At 31.1% G+C, this 23,058-nt stretch carries 18 protein-coding genes; 12 read left to right on the forward strand and 6 right to left on the reverse strand.

Annotation, left to right across the window (positions count from 1 at the left end):
- Window positions 1–59: 59 nt before the first annotated feature.
- From ASC36_RS03800 to ASC36_RS03820, 5 genes are all read left to right on the forward strand, one after another.
- On the forward strand, window positions 60–2,054 hold the full coding sequence (locus ASC36_RS03800) for a KUP/HAK/KT family potassium transporter (RefSeq protein ID WP_245630734.1): 1,995 nt from the start codon (window positions 60–62) through the stop codon (window positions 2,052–2,054).
- A 25-nt stretch (window positions 2,055–2,079) separates the two neighbouring features.
- A complete protein-coding gene (gene galE, locus ASC36_RS03805; protein ID WP_055425166.1) occupies window positions 2,080–3,102 on the forward strand; it encodes a UDP-glucose 4-epimerase GalE in 1,023 nt (340 codons plus the stop codon).
- Window positions 3,103–3,115: 13 nt separating this feature from the next.
- On the forward strand, window positions 3,116–4,387 hold the full coding sequence (glyA, locus tag ASC36_RS03810; protein WP_055425257.1) for a serine hydroxymethyltransferase: 1,272 nt from the start codon (window positions 3,116–3,118) through the stop codon (window positions 4,385–4,387).
- Between the two features lie 197 nt (window positions 4,388–4,584).
- Window positions 4,585–6,351, forward strand: coding sequence for an AMP-dependent synthetase/ligase (locus ASC36_RS03815; RefSeq protein WP_055425167.1), 1,767 nt, complete (start codon window positions 4,585–4,587; stop codon window positions 6,349–6,351).
- Between the two features lie 67 nt (window positions 6,352–6,418).
- Window positions 6,419–6,739, forward strand: a complete 321-nt coding sequence (locus ASC36_RS03820) for a DUF493 family protein (RefSeq protein WP_055425168.1) — start codon at window positions 6,419–6,421, stop codon at window positions 6,737–6,739.
- A gap of 300 nt (window positions 6,740–7,039) precedes the next feature.
- Here the strand turns inward: ASC36_RS03820 and ASC36_RS03825 are convergent, their stop codons facing one another.
- The 3 genes from ASC36_RS03825 to ASC36_RS03835 all read right to left on the reverse strand — a co-directional run bounded on the left by ASC36_RS03825 (window position 7,040) and on the right by ASC36_RS03835 (window position 10,576).
- On the reverse strand, window positions 7,040–7,711 hold the full coding sequence (locus ASC36_RS03825) for an ABC transporter ATP-binding protein (protein WP_055425169.1): 672 nt from the start codon (window positions 7,709–7,711) through the stop codon (window positions 7,040–7,042).
- 36 nt (window positions 7,712–7,747) lie between these two features.
- A complete protein-coding gene (locus ASC36_RS03830; protein ID WP_055425170.1) occupies window positions 7,748–9,409 on the reverse strand; it encodes an ArnT family glycosyltransferase in 1,662 nt (553 codons plus the stop codon).
- Between the two features lie 117 nt (window positions 9,410–9,526).
- Window positions 9,527–10,576, reverse strand: a complete 1,050-nt coding sequence (locus ASC36_RS03835; RefSeq protein ID WP_055425171.1) for a branched-chain amino acid aminotransferase — start codon at window positions 10,574–10,576, stop codon at window positions 9,527–9,529.
- A gap of 89 nt (window positions 10,577–10,665) precedes the next feature.
- Between ASC36_RS03835 and mnmD the strand changes: the two genes are divergently transcribed.
- Both mnmD and ASC36_RS03845 read left to right on the forward strand, forming a co-directional pair.
- The gene (gene mnmD / locus ASC36_RS03840; protein ID WP_055425172.1) at window positions 10,666–11,337 is read left to right on the forward strand and encodes a tRNA (5-methylaminomethyl-2-thiouridine)(34)-methyltransferase MnmD; all 672 of its coding nucleotides are present in this window, start codon (window positions 10,666–10,668) and stop codon (window positions 11,335–11,337) included.
- Window positions 11,325–11,762, forward strand: coding sequence for an NUDIX domain-containing protein (locus tag ASC36_RS03845; protein ID WP_055425173.1), 438 nt, complete (start codon window positions 11,325–11,327; stop codon window positions 11,760–11,762). The genes mnmD and ASC36_RS03845 overlap by 13 nt, the downstream gene beginning before the upstream one ends.
- Before the next feature lie 796 nt (window positions 11,763–12,558).
- On the opposite strand, the gene ASC36_RS03855 is transcribed toward ASC36_RS03845, so the two are convergent.
- The 3 genes from ASC36_RS03855 to ASC36_RS03865 all read right to left on the reverse strand — a co-directional run bounded on the left by ASC36_RS03855 (window position 12,559) and on the right by ASC36_RS03865 (window position 15,368).
- Complete coding sequence (locus ASC36_RS03855) at window positions 12,559–12,891, reverse strand: heavy-metal-associated domain-containing protein (RefSeq protein WP_055425175.1); 333 nt, start codon at window positions 12,889–12,891, stop codon at window positions 12,559–12,561.
- Window positions 12,892–12,959: 68 nt separating this feature from the next.
- Window positions 12,960–14,627 carry a DEAD/DEAH box helicase gene (locus tag ASC36_RS03860; protein WP_055425176.1) on the reverse strand — a complete coding sequence of 556 codons (1,668 nt, stop codon included), beginning with the start codon at window positions 14,625–14,627 and terminating at the stop codon, window positions 12,960–12,962.
- Window positions 14,628–14,717: 90 nt separating this feature from the next.
- Window positions 14,718–15,368, reverse strand: a complete 651-nt coding sequence (locus ASC36_RS03865) for a Crp/Fnr family transcriptional regulator (RefSeq protein WP_055425177.1) — start codon at window positions 15,366–15,368, stop codon at window positions 14,718–14,720.
- Window positions 15,369–15,577: 209 nt separating this feature from the next.
- Here ASC36_RS03865 and ASC36_RS03870 point away from each other — a divergent pair, with 209 nt between their 5' ends.
- From ASC36_RS03870 to ASC36_RS03890, 5 genes are all read left to right on the forward strand, one after another.
- Window positions 15,578–16,885 carry an anaerobic C4-dicarboxylate transporter family protein gene (locus ASC36_RS03870; protein ID WP_055425258.1) on the forward strand — a complete coding sequence of 436 codons (1,308 nt, stop codon included), beginning with the start codon at window positions 15,578–15,580 and terminating at the stop codon, window positions 16,883–16,885.
- A gap of 35 nt (window positions 16,886–16,920) precedes the next feature.
- Window positions 16,921–18,321, forward strand: a complete 1,401-nt coding sequence (aspA, locus tag ASC36_RS03875) for an aspartate ammonia-lyase (protein WP_055425178.1) — start codon at window positions 16,921–16,923, stop codon at window positions 18,319–18,321.
- Between the two features lie 259 nt (window positions 18,322–18,580).
- Entirely contained in the window at window positions 18,581–20,284 is a 1,704-nt protein-coding gene (gene aspT / locus ASC36_RS03880; RefSeq protein WP_055425179.1) for an aspartate-alanine antiporter, read from the forward strand.
- A 43-nt stretch (window positions 20,285–20,327) separates the two neighbouring features.
- Window positions 20,328–21,968 carry an aspartate 4-decarboxylase gene (aspD, locus tag ASC36_RS03885; protein WP_055425180.1) on the forward strand — a complete coding sequence of 547 codons (1,641 nt, stop codon included), beginning with the start codon at window positions 20,328–20,330 and terminating at the stop codon, window positions 21,966–21,968.
- Between the two features lie 26 nt (window positions 21,969–21,994).
- Complete coding sequence (locus tag ASC36_RS03890; RefSeq protein ID WP_055425181.1) at window positions 21,995–23,056, forward strand: type II asparaginase; 1,062 nt, start codon at window positions 21,995–21,997, stop codon at window positions 23,054–23,056.
- The last annotated feature ends 2 nt before the right edge of the window (window positions 23,057–23,058 follow it).

A 23,058-nucleotide genomic window follows, 5' to 3' on the forward strand; every position in this document is an offset into this window, starting at 1 on the left:
ATTTTTAACCTAAAAAAAATATAACTTTGCAAATTAGTAGTAAATTAAAATAACTAATTGTGCAGCAGAAAGATTCTAAAAGATCTAAACTTACCTTTTTAGGTTTAGTAGTTACCATCGGAATTGTTTTTGGGGATATAGGAACTTCACCCTTATATGTAATGAGAGCTATAGTTGCCGCCAATCATACAGATCAAATTTCCGAAGATTTTATTATAGGGGCTTTATCTTGTATAATTTGGACATTAACATTGCAAACAACCCTAAAGTATGTAATAATTGCCTTAAGGGCTGATAATAATGGTGAAGGGGGTATTTTAGCCCTGTATTCGTTAGTTAAAAAAATGAAGAACAAATGTTTATATATAATAGCCATCTTAGGAGCAGCAACATTAGTATCGGATGGAGTAATAACACCTTCAATGACAATCATGTCAGCTGTAGAGGGATTAAAAAGTTATAATCCACACACAGAAGTGATACCCATAACCATTTTTATACTTATAGTTCTTTTTGTTGTACAACAATTTGGAACACAATCTATAGGAAAATTTTATGGCCCTATAATGACTCTATGGTTTATCATGCTATTACTATTGGGTATTATCCAATTTATTCCTAATTTATATGTAATAAAGGCAATAAATCCCTATTATGCAGTTAAATTAATGCTTATTGTAAAAGATAGCGCTCAGACTGCATTAGAAGCAAAGCATATGATATTGCTAATAATGGGTGCCGTATTTTTATGTACTACTGGAGCAGAGGCACTGTATTCCGATTTAGGACATTGCGGTATTAAAAACATTAGGATGAGTTGGGGTTTTGTAAAAGTTTGTTTAATAATTAATTACTTGGGTCAAGGTGCATGGATTTTATCAAATCCGGTTAAGGCTGCTAGTGGAGGAAATCCATTTTTTATGATGATGCCTGAAAGTTTTGTAATCATTGGGGTAGGAATGTCAACTTTAGCAGCAGTCATTGCAAGTCAGGCTTTAATTACAGGTTCATATACTATTTTCAGTGAGGCAATGTCATTAGATTTTTGGCCGCGACAAAAGATAGAATATCCCACGCATGAAAAGGGACAAATGTATGTTCCTGCCATAAATTGGGGATTACTCATATCCTGTATTTCTGTTGTATTCTATTTTAAAGAATCTTCAAAAATGGAGGCAGCCTATGGATTAGCAATTACCATAACCATGCTGATGACAACCATTTTACTGCTCTTCTATTTGTATGGTAAGAAAGTAAATATATTTTTTATTTTAATATTTGCACTTGTGTATTTTATCATTGAGGGAGGATTTTTCTATGCCAATGCCTTGAAATTTGAAGAAGGGGGATGGATTACCATGATATTGGCTGGATTAATAGCTTTCAGTATGTACATTTGGTATAACGGACGTAAATTAAAGAATAAATATGTACAATATGTTAATATAAAACCTTATTTACCTACTATACAAGATATGAAAACAGATAAGGATATATCGAAATATTCTACCAATTTAGTTTATATAAGCAGGGCAAGTAATTCAGAAGAAATAGAAGCTAAAATATTATTCTCTATAATCAACAAACATCCTAAGAGGGCAGATTACTATTGGTTCCTTAGAGTCGAAAATGATACAAATCCCTATACTTTTGAATACGATGTATTAGAATTAATACCTAATACACTATATAAAGTTAATTTTAAGTTAGGTTTTAAAGTAGTACCATTAATAAATATATATTTTAGCCAGGTGCTTGAAGATTTAAAAATTTCAGGTAAGATAGACTTATCGAGTAATTATCCATCTTTAAAAAAATATGATATTCCTGCAGATTTTAAATATGTCCTTATAGACAGAGTCTTTAATCAAGAGTATTTGTTTTCATTAAAAGAAAGATTTATCTTACGATTTTATAATATAGTAAAATGTATAGGGATATCAGACACAGCTGCATTAGGTTTAGATACTTATAATGTGGAAGTAGAAGAGGTACCAATGCTTACGGACGTAATATATAAAAGCAGGATAAAGAGAGCTAAAATTTATAAATAAATGTTCAGATAAAATTTTATGACTTATGAATAAAATTAAAATTGTAATTACTGGAGGCTTAGGATTTATAGGTTCTCATACGGTAGTTGAATTGATCGAATCAGGATTTGAACCGATAATTATTGATGATTTAAGTAATTCAGAATTATTTATATTAGACAGGATAGTAAAAATTACAGGATTTAAACCTAAGTTCTATAACCATAATATATGTGATTATAAGAAGTTACAGCAAGTTTTCTCGGAAAATAAAGGAATTTCTGCTTGTATACATTTTGCAGCGAAAAAATCAGTAGGAGAATCTATGGAAATTCCTCTTATGTATTTTAAGACGAATTTAATATCTCTTATGAACATGTTAGAAGTTATGCATGAATTTAAAGTAAGAAAATTTGTTTTTTCATCCTCTGCAACAGTGTATGGACAGCCCAAAGAATTACCTGTTACTGAAAAATCTCCCAATCAAAAAGCTATATCTTCATACGGAAGTACTAAGCAAATGGCAGAAGATATATTAGAAAAAATTTCTGCTACAGGAAGGTTGCATGCTTTATCTCTAAGATACTTTAATCCGGTGGGAGCCCATCAATCTTCATTAATCGGTGAATTACCTAAAGGCATCCCCAATAATTTAATGCCATTTGTTACGCAAACTGCTTTTGGTATTAGAAAAGAATTAACCGTATTCGGTAATAATTATAATACAGCCGATGGAACTTGCGTAAGAGATTATATTCATGTTGTTGATCTGGCCAAAGCTCATGTAAGTGCTTGTAACTATCTTCTTAACGATTATGGTAAATTATCGTATGATGTATTCAATATAGGAACAGGAATTGGAAGTTCCGTTTTAGAAATAATAAATACCTTCGAAAATATTAATAAGGTTAAAGTTCCTTATGTAATAGGAGACAGAAGAAATGGAGATATAGAAAGTATTTATGCCAGCTGTGATAAGGCCAATCAAATTTTAAAATGGAATGCCAAGTATTCTCTGGAAGATATGGTTAGAGATGCATGGAATTGGGAAAAATCATATAGAAAATAAATTAAATTATGTTATGGAAACTAAAAAAATATTTGAACTGATCGAAAAAGAAAAAGAAAGACAAACAAAAGGGCTTGAATTGATAGCTTCAGAAAATTTTGTCAGCGAAGAAGTAATGAAAGCCGCCGGTTCAGTACTAACTAATAAATATGCGGAAGGATATCCGGGAAAAAGATATTACGGAGGTTGTGAAATAATAGATCAGATAGAAGAAATCGCAATAGATAGCGCTAAAAAATTATTTGGTGCTTCTTATGTTAATATTCAGCCGCACTCCGGAGCACAGGCTAATGCAGCCGTATTACTTGCATGTTTAAAACCCGGTGATACAATAATGGGATTAGACTTGGCACATGGCGGACATCTTACTCATGGTTCTCCGGTTAATTTTTCAGGATTAAATTATAATCCGGTTTTTTATAAAGTAAATAAAGAAGATGGACGAATTAACTATGATGATATGGCAGCAACAGCAAGGCGAGAAAAACCTAAAATGATTATAGTTGGAGCATCAGCATATTCAAGAGATTTTGACTATAGAAAATTTAGAGAAGTTGCAGATGAAATCGGAGCTGTTTTAATGGCTGATATATCCCATCCGGCCGGCCTTATTGCGAAAGGTATATTAATAGATCCATTACCATATTGTGATATAGTTACCACTACAACTCACAAAACCTTAAGAGGTACACGAGGAGGTATGATTATGTTAGGTAAAGATTTTGAAAATCCGTTCGGATATAAAACATTAAAAGGAGAGGTGAAGATGATGTCCCAAGTTATTGATGGAGCCGTTTTTCCGGGTACTCAAGGAGGGCCTTTAGAACATATAATTTCAGCTAAAGCAATAACATTTATTGAAGCATTAAGTGATCAATATCTTACCTATACACATCAAGTAGTTAAAAATGCTCAAGTTTTATCCAAAGCTCTGATCGAAAGAAATTTTAATATCATTTCAGGAGGAACAGATAACCATCTTATGTTAATAGATTTGCATAATAAAAATATTACAGGTAAAGCCGCTGAGAAGGCGTTAGAGAAAGCAGATATAACTTGTAATAAAAATATGATTCCCTATGATGATAGAAGCCCATTTGTAACTTCCGGAATTCGATTGGGAACAGCAGCCGTTACCACCAGAGGGCTCAAAGAAGACGATATGATAAAGATCGCTGATTTTATAAATGAAGTAATTGCTGATCCGGAAAATAAAATCGTAATAGATAAAGTAAAAAAAGAAGTCAATGCAATGATGGATTCAAGACCTTTATTCCAATGGTAATTAATAAAAAGATTTAATTATAAAGAAAATTAAAAATACGAAAACTAATTACTTATAATAAGTAAGTTTTAAACTATTTTCATCCACATAAGATATAATCATTGATTTTTTATTTCTAATTATTAGTTATAAATGAAAGACGATTTTTGCTAATATGTTATTTTTTTGTATTTTTCGCTCTTTAAAATAAATACATAATGAAAGTCGCTAAGCTATTTGACATTTTATATTATCAATTAGAAAATAGACCGATTGAAGTTTCCATATCGTCTAAAAAAAATGGAATATGGGAAGGCATTTCAACAAAGTCGGTTATAGATCAGGTTAATCAAGTAAGTAGAGGTCTTTTAAAATATAGGATAAAACCTGAGGACAGAATAGCTTTAATTACTTCAGTAAATAGGACAGAATGGTCGATTATGGATTTTGCCATACAACAAATAGGTGCAGTAAGTGTTCCTATATATCCTACCATAAGTGATGATGATTTAATCTTTATATTAAATAACAGTGAGGCTAAATTTTGTTTTATTTCAGACAAAAAATTATATGATAAAGTACAAAATATAAAGGATAACTGCCCCTCCCTAACGAATTTATTTACCTTCGATGAAATTGAAGGGGCTCCACATTGGACGGAAATTAAAAAAAAGGGAGAAGAGGATTCCAATCAGCATGAGGTTGAAAAATTAAAAAATAGTATAGAACCTAATACATGGGTAACCCTAATATATACTTCGGGTACTACGGGTAGGCCAAAAGGCGTTATGCTCTCACATAAAAACATATTATCCAATGTAATGGGATGTCATACTAGATTTATAATGGAGAATGATGAAAAATTTAGAATTTTAAGTATTCTTCCCATTAGTCATATATTAGAAAGAATGGTTGTTTATGTCTTTATGTATAAATGTTATGGAATATATTTTGCTGAAGGAATAGACAAATTAGCTTCAAACTTTCAAGAAGTTAGGCCCAATGTAATTCTTGTGGTGCCACGAGTAATTGAAAAGTTATACGCATCCATATATAATAAAGGAACTTCATCAGGTTGGATAAAAAAACAAATTTTTTTATGGGCTCTTAATGTAGCTAAAAAATTTGAACCATTCAAACCGGTTAGCTTTTCTCATAAAATAGCAGATGCTTTAGTATTTAAAAAGTGGAGAAAAGCAGTAGGTAATAATCTTCAGTTAATTATATGTGGAAGTGCAGCCTTATCGGAAAATTTATGCAGGATTTTTAATGCAGCAGGGTTAGTTATTACGGAAGGATATGGTATGACAGAAACATCTCCGGTTATATCAGTCAACGGTAGAACAGAAGATGTTTTTCGATTAGGAACCGTAGGACCTTTATTGAATGGAAATGAAGTTAAAATTGCAGATGATGGGGAAATACTTACTAAAGGTCCCAATGTCTTTTTAGGTTATTATAAAGATGAAGAAAAAACCAAAGAAATATTTACTGAAGACGGTTGGCTTAAGACAGGAGATATAGGTTATATGAAAGATGGATTCCTGAAAATTACAGATAGAAAAAAAGAAATTTTTAAAACATCCGGTGGGAAATATATTATTCCACAGGTGACAGAAAATAAGCTTAAGCAATCACAATTTATAGGAGAGGCTATGGTAGTAGGTGACGGAGAAAAAATGCCCTGCGCTCTTATACAACCTGATTTCGATTTTATTGCAAAATATATCAGTTACAAACGTTTACCTATAGATTCATCCTCACCGGCAGAAATTGCCAATAATAAGGAAATTAAAGATAGAATTATGCAAGAGGTCGAAAAAGTGAATAAAAGTTTAGGAAAATGGGAACAAATAAAAAAAATTGAGCTTACTCCAAGTGTTTGGTCAGTGGAAGGAGGAGAATTTACTCCCACTTTAAAATTAAAAAGAAAATTTATTAAAGAAAAATATATCAATTTATATAATAAGTTATACGATAAATAAATTTATTTTTAATCATGCTAATTTGTCATAAATCTTATTTGGCTTTAGATTTGAGTTAAGATTTACTATGAATAAGAATGACAATATAAAAGTATTTGCAAATAATGATGAGAGTCCAGAAGATTTTTATGCAAGATTTAAAGAACAATTAGATAAAGCACACATTTTTCCTGGAAATTATATGTTTAAATTCATAATTCCGACGGAAAGTAAGAAGGTAGCTCAATTGCATAAAATTTTTGATCATAGCGAAGCTTCATTTTCTATGAAAGAAAGTAAGAGCGGTAAATATACAAGCATAACAATTACTATGTATGTATCGGATTCTATTTCAGTTATGGAATATTATAAAGAAGCCAGTTCCATAGATGGAATTATAATGTTATAATTAATAGAATATTAAGAATTAAAGGTTAGCTTCAGGAAATGTTTATTTATGCTTTGTTTTTTTAATAGAAATTGGTTAAAATAAATATTTTCTAATAATTTACAGAAGCAAATTAAAATAAAAAATAGAAGATCAATATCTTTATCGAAAGCTCATTTAGTGATTAAAATAAATAAAATTATGTAAATATATATCGTTGTATCATACAATTTTTTAATATTATAATCTAAACGGAAACAAAATATTATTTAGTTTTAGAACATAAACATAATAATGAATATTTTAAATCTTAATAGAAATTTATTCGTTTGCTATCGTTCCATCTTTCATTAGTAAACTTCTATCGGCCATAGAGGCTAAATGCGAATTATGCGTAACAATTATGAATGTCTGATTAAATTCTTTTCTTAATTGATAAAATAATTGGTGTAAATCTTCAGCATTGGTAGAATCAAGATTTCCAGAAGGCTCATCCGCTAAAATAATTTTAGGATTATTCATCAAGGCCCTCGCAACAGAAACCCTTTGCTGTTCACCACCGGACAGTTCGCCGGGCTTATGTTCCAAACGATGAGATAATTTCAGGTAACTTAATAAATCCTTAGCTTTCTTAGCCAATTTTGACTTAGATTTTCCGGCTATCATTCCGGGGAGCATTACATTTTCCAACGCAGTAAACTCCGGTAATAACTGATGAAATTGAAAAATAAATCCTATATTTTGATTTCTGAATAAAGAAAGTTCCTTATCTCGTAATTGAGTAATGGGCAAATTGTCAATCTCGATAATGCTATGGTATCTTTCCGGATTAGAAGGTTTGTCTAAAGTACCTATTATCTGTAAAAGAGTTGATTTTCCGGCACCTGATTCTCCCACAATGGTAACTATCTCGCCTTTTTTTATATGAATAGAAACCCCCTTTAAAACTTCCAGGGAACCAAAAGATTTATGTATATTTTGAATAAGTACCATAAAATGTTTTATCAAAAATAATAAAAAATTAAAGAATTAAAGAATATGGAGGTTCATTTCATTAGAGATAATTTTTCCGGATATGCCATAGGGTTTTAAAATCAAATAGATTTTATAATCACCGGGAGAAATTTGAGACACATCTATGTATAAAGTATTTTCAACAGTTTTATTTGCAGGTAAAATAATATTATCGTTGATGGTAATAATATATTCTTGCTCGAATGTTTTATTTTTAACGAATAAGAAAAATATTTCTTGATTAGTTTTTTTCCCCAAGCTAATTTCTTTTGAATAAGGATTTATCCATTTTACATCGATTGTTTGTGAAGTGTCTTCAGATGATAAGGTAGTAGGTTGAACTTCGCATTTTATTTCTGAATAAGAATGGAAATCATCTACTGTTTTAAAATATTCATTTTTTCCGTCCTCATCCTTAATAAAAACAGGTGATATTTCTTCCAATCCAAAAAATGTAATCGTTTTTCCTTGAATTTTTTGTTCTGCATTCCATATATCGTATTGAGAACGTCTGTGAGTATAAACTTGTAGACAATAAGAAGTTTTTTGAGTATAAAAATTATATGCAGCAGCTTTTTGGTAGCGTTCGAAAATGGCTATGCCCTCATTTACCTCTTCAGCATTCATTACAAATTGTTTTAATTTGTACATGGGAGTTCTATAAATAATTGCAGGAAAAAATAAGGATATCCTTACTATAAATAATAGAATTATATAAGTAAAAGACAGACGAGAAATCCAAGTAATATTTTTTCCTTTAAAGGTTATATAAGTCAATGGGATAAGAGCGATATAAATGATGAGGTTCCATTGAGGCTGAATGACCCTGCTAAATGAAAATAAACTAAAAAAAAGAATTCCTCCAAAACTTACCCATTGTAAAGACTTTATCCACGGTTTATTTCTATCCAAACGAGAGAAAATACTCTTTCCATAAAAATATATAAGTAATGGATTACCTATAATAAGAATACCGAGTATCCATTTAATGAATGGATAACTAAAAGATTTTTGCTTGTTTCTTTCAAAAAAATGATACTTTATTGATGCCCAATCATGTTCGTATTGCCAAAATAAATGAGGAAAGTATAAAATTAATGAGATTAACAAACTAAAATAAAACCATTTATTTTTTAGTAAAGAGGGAAGAAAGGGTATAAGGGTAAAAACTATCAGTAAAGCTCCTTGATATTTAGAATACATGGTAAGTGCCATGGATGTTCCTAAAAGTAGAGTGTTTATTAAATTGTGTTTTTCAGTGAATGTTTTCCATCGCCATAAAAATAATGAACTAAATAGAAGCAAGGGAGCATCGGGAGTGGATATAAACCCTAAAGTTTGATAAAACCCGACTGATCCAAAAAGACCAATAAACAAATAATTATCTTTTAATGTCTTAGGTTTAAGAATTACTATCCAGATAATATAAACACCTATGCAGGATAAAATAGACATTAATCTAACCCCTAAGGTTCCTTTGATAAGCAAATACCCTGCCTTAATAAATAAAGCAACCATTGGCGGATGATCATAATAGCCAAAATCTAAATTATTAGACCAAACCCAATAATAGGCTTCATCATCAATTAAAGGAAGAGTTATTGATTGAAAAATATTTAATAAGAATAAAATACCTATGAATACAAATTGGATTTTGCTTGTTGATTTAAATTTCATTATTTATATATAGACTTAATGTTGAATAAATTCATAGATAAAAAAAACTTCTGAATCACAGGTTGTGCCAGAAGTTAGTAAAAAGTTAATTTGTTTATTTAAAAAATATATAAACTTTTATATTTTATATCTCCATCCAAAAGGATCATCAATTTCATTAGTTTGAATTCCCACCAACTGCTTTTTAAGAAAAACAGCATAACTTTCTTCATCTGGTAATTGAGGCAATTCCATTAGAGTATCCTTATAACCCAAATGAGAATATCTAGATATAACCACTGCAGTACCACAACCAAAAATTTCTTTTAAATTGCCTTCTTGATATGCGTTAACTATATTATCAACAGATATTCTTTCTTCCTTCACATCCAAATTGTGATATTTAGCTAAATTTATTAAGCTGTCTCTGGTTATACCGCTTAAAATCGTTGTGGAAGTAGGAGGGGTAAAAATAGTATTTCCGATTCTTACCATAACATTCATAGTTCCGGATTCTTCAAAATATGCATGATTCTTACTGTCAGTCCATATAACCTGATCAAAACCTTCCTTATTTGCTAAAAAAGTAGGATAAAAAGAAGCTCCGTAATTACCGGCACATTTGGTAAAACCAACACCGCCATCGACTGCACGGGTATAATAATCCTCAATTTTAATTTTTAAAGGCTTATCATAATAATTTCCCGCAGGTGACGTCATAATTGCGAAGGTATATTTATTAGATATCCTAGCTGAAAACATTTCTTCTGAAGCGAACATAACCGGGCGAATATATAAAGAGATTCCGGGTTTTGTAGGAATCCAATCACGGTCTAAATCAATTAAGGCATAGAGTCCGTCAATAAAAATTTCTTTAGGTACTTGAGGCATAGCCAGACGTTTTGCTGATTCATTAAACCGTTCAAAATTTTTTTCAGGTCGGAATAAAAAAACCTCATTATTTTTATCCTTATATGCTTTCATTCCTTCAAAAATTGCTTGACCATAATGAAGAGCCATTAAAGCAGGAGAATAGTTCATGGACCCATAGGGCATAATAACCGGTTCTCCCCATTTCCCATTTTCATAATCACATATAAGCATATGATCCGAAATATTAGCACCAAATGGAGAGTCGTTGGGATCTATTTTATTTAATCTGGAATTATCTATTTTATTTATTTTCATTACATATTGTTTATTAAACATTTCAAAATTAATAAATAAATCATTTGATAGATTAAAAAGAGTTGTAATTTTGAAATGATTTAAATTTTATGTTAGAAAGAACCATTATCACTACATTGGAAGGTACTAAAACTATACATATTCCTGAATGGAATGAGACTTATCATTCTCGTCATGGTATAATGCAAGAAGCAGAACACGTTTTTATTTCTCATGGTTTAGATCAAATTAAAACCTCAGAAATTTCAATTCTAGAAATGGGTTTTGGAACGGGTTTAAATGCTTTTTTAACGCTATTTAAAGCGATGGAAAAAGACTTGACGGTTCAATATTATACATTGGAAAAATATCCTCTTAATAAAGAAGAAATTAACGAATTACAATATGGAGCTTTAGTAGATAATAAAAAAGCAGAAGAATATTATCAAGTATTACATCAAGCAGACTGGGAGCAGGAAATTCGTATATGTGAAAATTTTACTTTTACTAAATTTAAAGCAGATTTTCTAGAATTAAGAAATTTACCCATTAACGATATAAATTTAATATATTTTGATGCTTTCGGAGCCAGAGTTCAGCCGGAGCTTTGGGAAGAAGATATTTTTAAGCAAATATTTGATTGTATGGTACCAGGAGGTTTGCTAACTACATATTCTAGTAAAGGAAGTGCCAGAAGAGCAATGCAGAGTGTTGGATTTAAAGTTGAAAAATTATCAGGACCGCAAGGAAAGCGAGAAATGGTTAATGCATGGAAAAGATAAAAAACTTAAATGTCAGAGTATATGGACTTTTAGTAAAAGACAATAGCTTGATGTTCTTAAATGAAATGTACGCAGGGAAGCAATTGCTTAAATTGCCAGGAGGAGGATTAGAATTGGGAGAAGGAACCCTGGACACTTTGAAAAGAGAATTTAAAGAAGAGTTAAATTTAGAAGTTACTATCCAAGAACATTTTTATACACAAGATTTTTTTTTAAAATCTAAATTGACTCCGGATAGTCAGTTGCTTACTGTATATTATAAGGTTGATTGTAATAATTTTTCAAATTTACAGATTATCGAAAAATCCATACATGAGGTGGTATGGATACCTTTAGATAAAATTAATATTGATACAATTACCTTACCTGTCGATAAAATTGTATTAAAAAAATTGCTCAAAAAAACACCTAGATATTTAGAATAATTTTACCGATTATCTTAATTTATTCTAAATATAAATTTCTTAAAATCAGTTATTTAGAATAAATCTTTGGATATTAATTTATACTTTTGTATCAAAGTTTTTAAATAAAATAATAGTTGATATGGAATTAAAATTAGCTAAATGTTGTGGTAATTGTGAGCATTTTTTAAATGGACGATTATGTACTATTAAAGAAATAGCGGTTAGCCAAAACCAAGTTTGTAATTCGTACGAATTTAAAGTGATTCATCATAGAGAAGATGATTGCCTTAAATGCTCTAAATTTCAGAAATCAGATTGCGCCCATCCAAAAGCAGCAAGTGAAGGTATTATGTGTACCGTATGGTATCCAAGAGCGACAGCCTCATAAATTTTGTGAAATAATATATTTACTTTTTTAATATGAGAGACTGACTTTTTAAAGTCAGTTTATTTTTTATAAATAGTAAAGACAAAACTCTTGTCCAATAATTTTATTAAATAGATTTTAGATTTTTACAACACTAATATATTAACGTATAAAAGATCATAGAGTTAACAATACTTGACTAAATAAAAATTACCTATTTCTCGATGAGATATATAGTAACGTAGTTTTTTATATTAAAAAGTCGTTCAAATCAATTTAACTTGAACATTATGTTGTTATAAGAATTTGAAAACATTTTTGTTAAATAAAATTTTTAAAGCGAAAAAAAGAGAGCTCAATAAAATTGAGTTCTCTAAATTGATAAATTAATGTATTAAATTATGAGAATTTTTAAATTTCTCTAAAAGAACGCTTAAAACTATTTTTTCAATATTGACAACATAAAGGTAATTTTTTATAATCGGAATCTTTAGCTTTGTACTTTTCATTACTGTATCCCGACTTAGCTATTTTCTTCAAAATAGTATTTAGAGATGTTTTGGTGTCATCATAAGTTATAGTTGCAATTTTGGTGGCCGAATCCCATGTTATTGCAGATACATTCGTTTCAGAACCTGCATTTTCAATAGTTTCTTTACACATATTGCAATTACCGTAAACTTTTATTTTTTCAACTTTTTGATTATTTATTTGTGCACTTATCTCGTTAACTGAAATAAAAATCAATAGGATGACAAAAATATTTCTTATGAATTTCATAATTATGGTATAATTTATAAGTAGCTTTAAATAATTTAAACAATTTAGAAATTTCAAATTTAAATTTTCTATTGAGCTATTTCCAATGACATATTTTTACCATTAAAACTTAACTGATTTATCTTCTTTAATAATTGATCTGTATAATTCGCATCAACCTCAAAAAAAGTAAATTTATCTCTAATATCAATTTCTCCAATATCTGCTCTGGCACCTTTCGTATTCTTATTAATCAGGTCAATAACAGTTACTTTGTTAAGATTGTCTCTCTTGCCTAAATTAAAGAAAAAACGAGTGAAATTTCCTTGTCTTTTACTTTTTCTATTCCTGTTATTTCCATCTTTAGGATCCTTTCTTTCTTTTCTACTTCTACTGGTTGAAGATTTTCTTCCTCTTTCTGCAGCTCTCTCATTTTTATCAATGGGAGCAATATCTTTTTCATTTTTATAGAACTCCCAAGTTGATTTTAATTCCAGAAACATAATCCTTTTATAAAGTTCTTCTTTAGAAATACTAGATAAATCCGGAACAGTAGAAAGCTCAAATTCTTCGGAATCGAACTCAGCATTAAGAAGTTTATCAGACAAATAAAATTCCTTTGCCTTCAAAATATCTTCTTTAGTAGGAATTTTCATTTCTTCTACCTTAATAGAAGTTTCCTTTTTAATACGATTAAATTTAACCATTTCACTTGGACGAATAATCGCTATAGATTCTCCGTCTTTACCGGCTCTTCCGGTTCTTCCACTTCTATGAATAAAAACTTCCGGATCATCAGGTAATGAAAAATGAATTACATGAGTGAGATCATTGACATCCAATCCTCTGGCTGCTACGTCAGTAGCAACAAGAATTCGTAAATTTTTTAAACGAAATTTTTTCATTACCATATCCCTTTGAGATTGTGATAAATCTCCATGTAGGGCATCGGCAGCATAACCTTGATGCATTAAAAAATCTGCAACGTTTTGAGTTTCCACGCGTGTTCTGCAGAAAATAATAGAATATATATTCGGATTGGCATCCAATACTCTTCTTAATCCATTATTTTTTTGTCTGTCACGTACCATTACGAATTTGTGAGTAATATTTTTCTTTACTTCATTAATTCCTCCGGCAGATATTTTTTGTGCGCCTTTCATATAATTTTTAGCAATTGCCTCTACTTGTTTAGACATGGTTGCTGAAAATAATAAAGTTTGTCTTTCTTTAGGCGTTTCTTTAAGGATTGTTTCTAATTCGGTTTTAAATCCCATAGATAACATTTCATCTGCCTCGTCTAAAATTAACCATTTGATTTGGTTTATTTTTAGAACCCCTCTTTTAAGCATATCATTAACCCTTCCCGGCGTGCCTATTACAATCTGAGGATTATTTTTCAAACCTCTAATTTGTTCAGAAATATTTGAACCTCCATAAACTGCCAATGAGCGTATTTGGGATAAATACTTAGAATAGCTGGCTATATCTTTAGAAATTTGTAAACATAATTCACGTGTTGGACAAAGGATTAAGGCTTGAACGTGCTTTTGATAGGGATCTATCATTTCCAATATAGGTAATGAAAATGCAGCTGTTTTACCGGTACCGGTTTGTGCTAAAGCTATTAAGTCTTCTTCCTTGGATAATAAATAGGGAACGGTTTGCTTCTGGATTTCAGTGGGTTGAGTATAACCCAACTCTGTTATGGCCTTTAATAAATCATCTGATAGGCCATACTCTTTGAATAAATTCATCAATAATTTTTAAAAATCGATACAAAGATATGATTTGTTTGTTAATTAACAATTCAAGAATTGATATATGTTTTCTATTATTTATATAATTTATCCGTATTTTATTATTTCTTTCAATTTTTCAATATCTTTTATAATTATGTTTTTACCTTTAGTTTTGATAAGCTTTTCACGTTCAAACTTAGTCAAGGTATGAATAATGCTTTCCCTGGAATAGCCTATTATTTCAGCAATTTCAGTTCGAGATAAACCAATGTCCTTAAAATTTTTATTACAAAATTTTAAAATAAACATTGCCATGGCACCCTCCACGTTCTTAAAACTTAGATTGATTAGCCATTCCATGGTCTCCTGTAGTTTTAATTCTAATTTATTACTGATTTTAAGATAAAATGAATTATTCAATTCACATATTTTCCTGAATAAATTTTTTGGGATAACCATTAGCTTTGAAGTGGTAAGAGAATGGGTACTGTAAGGATAATGTTCCATTAATATATAATCCTTACCTATAATTTCACCTTCTCGGGCTATATATACTATTTTTTTTTTATTTCCGGATTGATAGGTCATTTTACAATAGCCTTCTAATACAAAATATATATTAGCGGCAAAGCTTCCTTGTTTAAAGAGTGCTTCTCTGGAATCAAAGTCAACAATACTGCAGTTTTGAGAAAGAAACATTTTCTCTTCTTCAGTTAATATAGTATAAAAAGGAATGGCAGCAATCAACTTTTCCATATTAAAAAAAAGTAAAATATTTCACTTACAAAGGTAATTATATTGTTTTAAAAATACAAAAAACATCACTCCCGAAAAATAATTAAAATCTCAATTATCTATTTACATTTGCAAATAACAAATAATTAAAACTAAAATTTGTTATAAATTTTATACCTATTGTTGGTTTTAAATTAAATAAAATTAATTTTTAGATGAGTAATACATTAATGATTTTGCTGGAATTTATAGTCGTACTGGCAGCCATATTTATCGGGGCGAGAAAAGGAGGTTTAGGGTTAGGTATTTTTGGTGGGTTGGGATTGGCTGTATTAGTTTTTGTTTTTAAGCTGAAGCCACAAAATCCCCCTATAGATGTAATGTTAATGATTGTTGCAGTAATTACTGCGGCGAGTACCTTACAAGCAGCAGAGGGTATTGATTATATGGTAAATATTGCTGAAAAGCTTTTGAGAGTTTACCCTCCCGCAATTACCATAGTAGCCCCTGTTGTATCTTATATTTTTACAATTATTGCAGGTACCGGCCACATAGCTTATGCTTTGTTACCTATAATTTCAGAGGTAGCTACGGATGCCAAGGTAAGGCCGGAAAGACCATTGAGTATTTCAGTTATAGCTTCACAACAAGCAATAACAGCAAGTCCGATTTCAGCAGCTACGGCAGCTCTACTGAGCGTAATTATGGTAAAAAACCCGGAATTAAGACTTACGGATATATTAATGATTTCAGTTCCTTCTACTTTAGTGGGAGTTTTAGTTGCCGCATTCGTACAAATGTTTATAGGAGTTGATTTAGAAAAAGATCCTGAATATCGAAAAAGAATAAAAGAAGGCCTTTTAGAGATAAAAGAAAAAAGTAAGAAAACTAAAGTAAGTTCTGGAGCAAAATTATCAGTGATAATCTTTCTGATTAGTGTAATAGGTATAGTTGTGTTCGGATCAATAGATGGAATGAAGCCTACCTTCAATGGAGTACCCATGGCAATGCCACATATTATAGAAATACTTATGTTGGCAGCTGCAGGATGTATAATAATATTTACTAAGACCAGTGTAGAAAAAATTGCTACAAGTTCAATTTTTTCTGCCGGAATACAAGCAGTAATAGCTATTTTCGGTATAGCTTGGATGGGTGATACTTTTTTTGGAGGAAATTTAGAATTTTTTAAAGGATTATTGACTACCATGGTAACAGAATACCCTTGGACATTTGCAATAGCTTTATTTGTTATGTCTATTATGCTATTTAGTCAGGCAGCAACCGTACGGGCACTTATGCCATTAGGTGTTTCCCTAGGTATTCCCATTCCTAGTTTAATAGCTATGTTTCCTGCGGTAAACGGATATTTCTTTATTCCTAATTATCCAACCATAGTGGCAGCAATAAACTTTGATCGTACCGGCACTACTCGTATAGGGAAATATGTAATCAATCATTCATTTCAATTACCGGGATTTATTGCAACCCTTGTAGCCGTTAGTGTAGGTTTTGGTTTAGCATATCTTATATTTTAAATAAAAAACAACCGTAAAAAAATAATAAAAAAATTATGTACAGAGTTGAAAACGATTTGATAGGAGATTTAGAAATTCCAGAAAGTGCATATTATGGAATTCAAACTCAAAGAGCAGTAAACAATTTTCATATAACAGGTGTAAAATTATCTAATTATCCGGAATTAATCCAAGCTTTAGCTTATGTAAAATGGGCGGCAGCTGAAACTAATTGTGAATTGGGAGTTTTAGATGAAAATATCAAAAATGCGATTGTTCAAGCATGTCAGGAAATTATAGCCGGTAAATACAATAAAGAATTTCCAAGTGACGTAATTCAAGGAGGAGCAGGTACTTCAACCAATATGAATATTAATGAAGTGGTGGCTAATATAGCATTGGAGATTATGGGTCATAAAAAAGGAGAATACCAATTTTGTTCCCCTCACGATCACGTAAACCTTTCACAATCTACCAATGATGCGTATCCGACGTCTATAAAATTGGCAGCGATTAATTCCAACATGGTCTTAATAGATCATTTAAAACAATTGATAGAATCTTTTCGTAAAAAAGGTAAAGAATTTATGCATGTTTTAAAAATGGGAAGAACGCAATTGCAAGATGCAGTTCCTATGACCTTAGGTCAAGAATTTGAAGCCTTTGCAGAAACACTAAGCGAAGATGTTGAACGGCTGACTCAAAATTCTAATTTATTTTTAGAAATAAATATGGGCGCAACAGCCATTGGAACCGGATTGAATGCAATTCCAGGATATGCTGAATTATGTGCTAAAAAATTAGCAGAAATAACTCAATTACCTTTTATATCAGCAAAAAATCTAGTAGAAGCGACCCCGGATACCGGATCCTATGTAATTTACTCATCTGCTTTAAAAAGAGTTGCCATTAAACTTTCTAAAATCTGTAATGATTTAAGGTTATTATCATCTGGACCACGTTGCGGACTTAATGAAATCAATCTGCCGGCTATGCAACCAGGATCATCCATTATGCCGGGAAAAGTTAACCCTGTGATCCCGGAAGCAATGAATCAAACTTGCTTTAAAGTGATAGGAAATGACTTAACAGTTACTATGGCAGCTGAATCCGGTCAACTTCAGTTAAATGTGATGGAGCCGGTTATTGCTTATAGCTTATTAGAATCTGTTCACATTTTAATGAATGCAATGGACTGTTTACGTATAAATTGCATAGATGGTATCACAGCTAATGAGCAACATTGTAAAGACATGGTATTAAACAGTATAGGGATTGTTACTGCATTAAATCCATATATAGGATATAAAAATAGTACTAAGATAGCTAAAGAAGCATTAGAGAAAAATTTAAGTGTTTATGATTTAGTTCTTGAGAATAAGCTTTTATCGAAAGAAAAGTTAGATGAAATATTAAACCCGCAAAATATGCTGGGACCGCATAAGTATAAAGACTAAAATAACAGTGAAGAGCAATTGAAAAATCAATTGCTTTTTCTTTTTATGGTATAAATAAAATCTAACAGAAAATATCGAACATAATATAAATGTTAGCACAGAGGAGTTTTTTAATCATTGATTAAGAATAGGAAAAATAAATCCATTTTATTGGCATATTAATTGTACTTTATGAAGAGTTATTTAATGGGATAAAAATAATATTTTCTTTTTTTTGTCACTAATTAACTTTAAAAATATTTATTTAAAAACAAGATATATGGAATGGATTTTAAAAACTATTCAAAGCTCTTCTGAATTAGCTATTTTTCTCACTTTAGCTTTAGGATTTGCAATAGGGCAAATAAAAATTAAAGGTTTTAGTTTAGGATCAGTTACAGGCGTCCTATTAATGGGTGTATTAATTGGACAACTGGATATTTCCATTTCACCTACCGTTAAATCAGCATTTTTTCTTCTGTTTTTATTTGCGGTTGGATATAGCGTAGGTCCACAATTCGTACACGGATTGAAAAAAGAAGGATTACCGCAAATTGCATTTGCCGCTTTAGTATGTGTATCTTGTTTATTAGTTGGGTGGGTTGCAGCAATTATTGCAGGTTTTGATATGGGAAATGCAGCAGGATTATTAGCCGGAGCTAATACCATATCAGCTGTAATTGGAGTAGCCTCCGATACGATAAATCAGTTAAATATAGATTCTTCCCATAAGCAACAATTAATTAATCAAATTCCTGTAGCTTACGCGGTAACCTATATTTTTGGAACAGCAGGAACTGCTTGGTTTTTATCATCCATAGGTCCTAAACTTTTAGGAAAAGATATCATAGAGGAAACTAAAAAATATGAAGAATCTTTAGGGGGGGCTATACAAGATGATGATTCAAGCTTAGAATATGCTTATGACGGAGCAACTTTTAGAGTAATTAAAGCCAGTAGTTCTTTTTTTAATCAAAAACGAACTGTTCAAGAAGTTGAAGATTTATTGGTAGACAAAGGATGGCCGGTTTATGTTGAAAAAATTAGGACAACATCCAGCAATGAAATTATTTCAGATCCAACTCCCAATACAACTATAAATAAAGGAGATAAGATGGTTTTGAACGGACCTTTAGATACCATACTCTCTGATGAAAATCTGGTTGGTAAAGAAGTTATAGATTTGGAGCTGTTGGATTTTAAAGTGGAAAATTTAAAAGTAATGGTTGCCAATAAAGAAATAATAGGAAAATGTCTGCATACCTTAAAATATAATAAAAATAGACACGGAATAGTCATATTAAAAATACATAGAGGAAAAACAACAATTCCTTTATTAAAAAATGTAACGATTCAAAGAGGAGATGTTATTGAAATAGAAGGTAGAAAAGCTGATGTGGATAAATTTGCAACCTATTTGGGATATCCTGAAAGACCCACTAATGTTACAGATATTTTGTATATAGGATTGGGTATATTTTTAGGAGGAATATTAGGTTCTTTATCAATCCGTATCGGAAACATTCCGTTAAGTTTAAGTGCCAGTGGAGGCGTTTTAATTATGGGGATTATTTTCGGGTGGTTGAGATCATTACGCCCTACATTTGGATATATCCCTGCACCCTCTATATGGCTAATGAACAATTTAGGTTTGAATATGTTTATTGCTGTAGTAGGAATAAATGCCGGACCCGATTTTATTTCTGGATTGAAAACTGCCGGGGTAAGTTTATTTATAGCAGGAATATTTGTAAGTATTGTACCTATGCTTATAGGTATTTTATTGGGAAGATATGTATTTAAATTTAATCCGGCCATTACCTTAGGAGCTTGTGCAGGAGCTAGAACTACCACAGCTGCTTTAGGAGCTTTAGAAGATACATTACAAAGTAAAGTTCCGGCATTGTCTTATACAACTACTTATGCCGTCGGCAATACACTACTTATTATATGGGGAGTAGTAATTGTTTTGTTAATGAGCTAGCCCTTGAACATAAAAATTAGTAAAACAAAAAAAATAAAAAACGATGGATATTTCTAAACTAAAAACATCTCGTCATAAAGAGCAGCAATTAGAGCAATTAAGCCCTTTTGAGTTAAAGAATGATTTGATTAAATTGGCCTCAGATCAACAAACTAAACCGACAAGAACCATGTTAAATGCAGGCCGTGGAAATCCTAATTGGACAGCAACCATACCTCGTGAGGCATTTTTTACCTTAGGTAGATTTGGAGTTGAAGAATGTAAAAGAACATTAGACAAACCGGAAGGTTTGGCAGGTATACCTGAAAAAAAAGGTATAGGTAAAAGATTTGAAGCATTTTTGGATAAAAATAAGGGACTACCCGGCATCGATCATTTAAAGAATACTTATAAATACGGAATTGAAAAACATGAATATGATCGAGACAGTTGGGCTCATGAACTGGCAGAAGGAATTATTGGAGATCAATACCCAAGTCCGGTAAGGATGTTAAGGCACATAGAACCCATAGTTCATGATTATTTAATACAAGAAATGTGCGGAAATAGGCCGCAAAGAAGTGGAAAATATGATATTTTTGCAGTGGAAGGAGGAACAGCTGCCATGTGTTATATTTTTGATTCTTTAATGGAAAATTATTTATTAAGAAAGGGAGATCATATTGCTTTAGGAGTCCCTGTTTTTACCCCATATTTAGAAATACCGGAATTAAAGAGATATAACTTTAAAGTAACTTACATACATGGTACAGGTAAAAACAGCGATGGAACTTCCAATTATCAATATCCGGATGAAGAATTGGATAAATTAGGGGATAAATCAATAAAAGCATTTTTCATGGTTAATCCTAGTAATCCTACCTCAGTTGAAATTTGCGATAAGAGCAGAAAATACCTTGTAAAAGTAGTTAAAAACCTCAATCCTAATTTAATGATATTAACGGATGATGTATACGGTACCTTTGTTCCTGAATTTAGTTCGTTAATGAACGAATTACCGCAAAATACACTTTGTGTATATTCATTCTCGAAATATTTTGGTGCTACAGGTTGGCGTTTAGGTGTTATTGCTTTATATGAAGATAACGTATATGATAAAATGCTAAAAGCATTACCTGAAAAAGAAAAAGCTGAAATTTCAAAATTATATTCAAGTTTGACTTTATATCCTGAAAAACTTAAATTTATTGACCGATTAGTAGCCGACAGCCGTCAGGTTGCATTGAATCATACAGCGGGATTGTCCTCACCTCAACAAATTCAAATGATGTTGTTTGCTTCGTTTGCATTATTAGATAAGGAAAATAAATATAAAAAAGTTTGTACTGACTTAGTAAAAAATAGATTTAATTTACTTTGGGAAGGAATGAATATACCTGTTAAACCCGACCCTGAAAGAGCATCCTATTATTGTGAAATAGATATTCATGAATGGGCATCTAAAAATTACGATAAAGATTTTGTGATCTTTTTAGAAAAGAATTTTGAACCGGTGGATATACTTTTCAGGTTAGCTGAAAAATCTTCCATAGTGTTGTTGAATGGGGGAGGTTTTGCCGGTCCTGAATGGTCTGTCAGAGTATCGTTGGCAAATTTAGATGACAATGATTATACAATTATTGGAAAAAAGCTTTCTGAAACCATGTATGAATATGTAGAAGCTTGGAAAAATTCAAAAAAATAAAAAAATAAATTATAAATGATTTAACTATGAAAACAAAAAATTTCAAAAATTTGTTGAATTTGTTTGTATTGTTTATCTTTATAGCGGTAAATGCTCAGTACAAGCCAACTATTTACATTTTAGCAACAGGAGGAACCATAGCTGGGCAAGGGTCGTCTTCTGTAACACAGGCATATAAAGCCGGTTCCATTACAGTTGATGAACTTTTAAGCGCAGTCCCTTCGATTAAGGATATTGCTATTATTAAAGCAGAGCAAGTTGCAAATATTGGAAGTCAGGACATGAATGACGATGTTTGGCTTAAATTATCGAAAAGAGTTAATGAATTGCTTAAGCAGAAAGATGTAGACGGAATTGTAATTACCCACGGTACCGATACACAAGAAGAGACAGCCTATTTTCTTAACTTAACAGTTAAAAGTAATAAGCCTGTAGTACTAGTAGGTTCTATGCGTCCATCTACTGCAATAAGTGCAGACGGACCTAGAAATATTTACAATGCGGTTGCATGTGCAGCATCACCAGAATCATTAGGTAAAGGAGTAGTGGTGGTAATGGATGATAAAATTTTAGGAGCAGATGATATTACAAAGACTCATACTCTTTCTGTAGGAACTTTTGAAGATCCAAACTATGGGAATTTGGGAATCATGTATAACGGAAAACCCATATACACGCGTGAATCAGTAAAAAGACATACCATAAATTCAGAATTTGACATAACTAATATAACTAAGCTTCCAAGAGTTGAAGTAATTTTAAGTTATTCCAATGCTAAGTCATTATTTGTAGACGCTGCAGTTAATGCCGGAGTAAGAGGAATTGTTACTGCAGGGGTAGGAAATGGAAACATTACCACCGACATGCAAAATGCACTAGCAAATGCAGTAAAAAAAGGAATAGCAGTTGTGCGTTCATCCCGTATTTCAATGGGACCTACCGCACAATATGATGAGGTAGATGATGACAAATATGGGTTTACAGCATCTTGGTATTTAAATCCATATAAATCCAGAGTATTGTTAATGCTTGCTTTAACCAAAACAAATAACTATAAGGAAATACAAAGAATGTTTACAGAATATTAAAA

It is taken from the genome of Apibacter mensalis (assembly GCF_001418685.1).
Classification (GTDB): Bacteria; Bacteroidota; Bacteroidia; order Flavobacteriales; family Weeksellaceae; genus Apibacter; species Apibacter mensalis.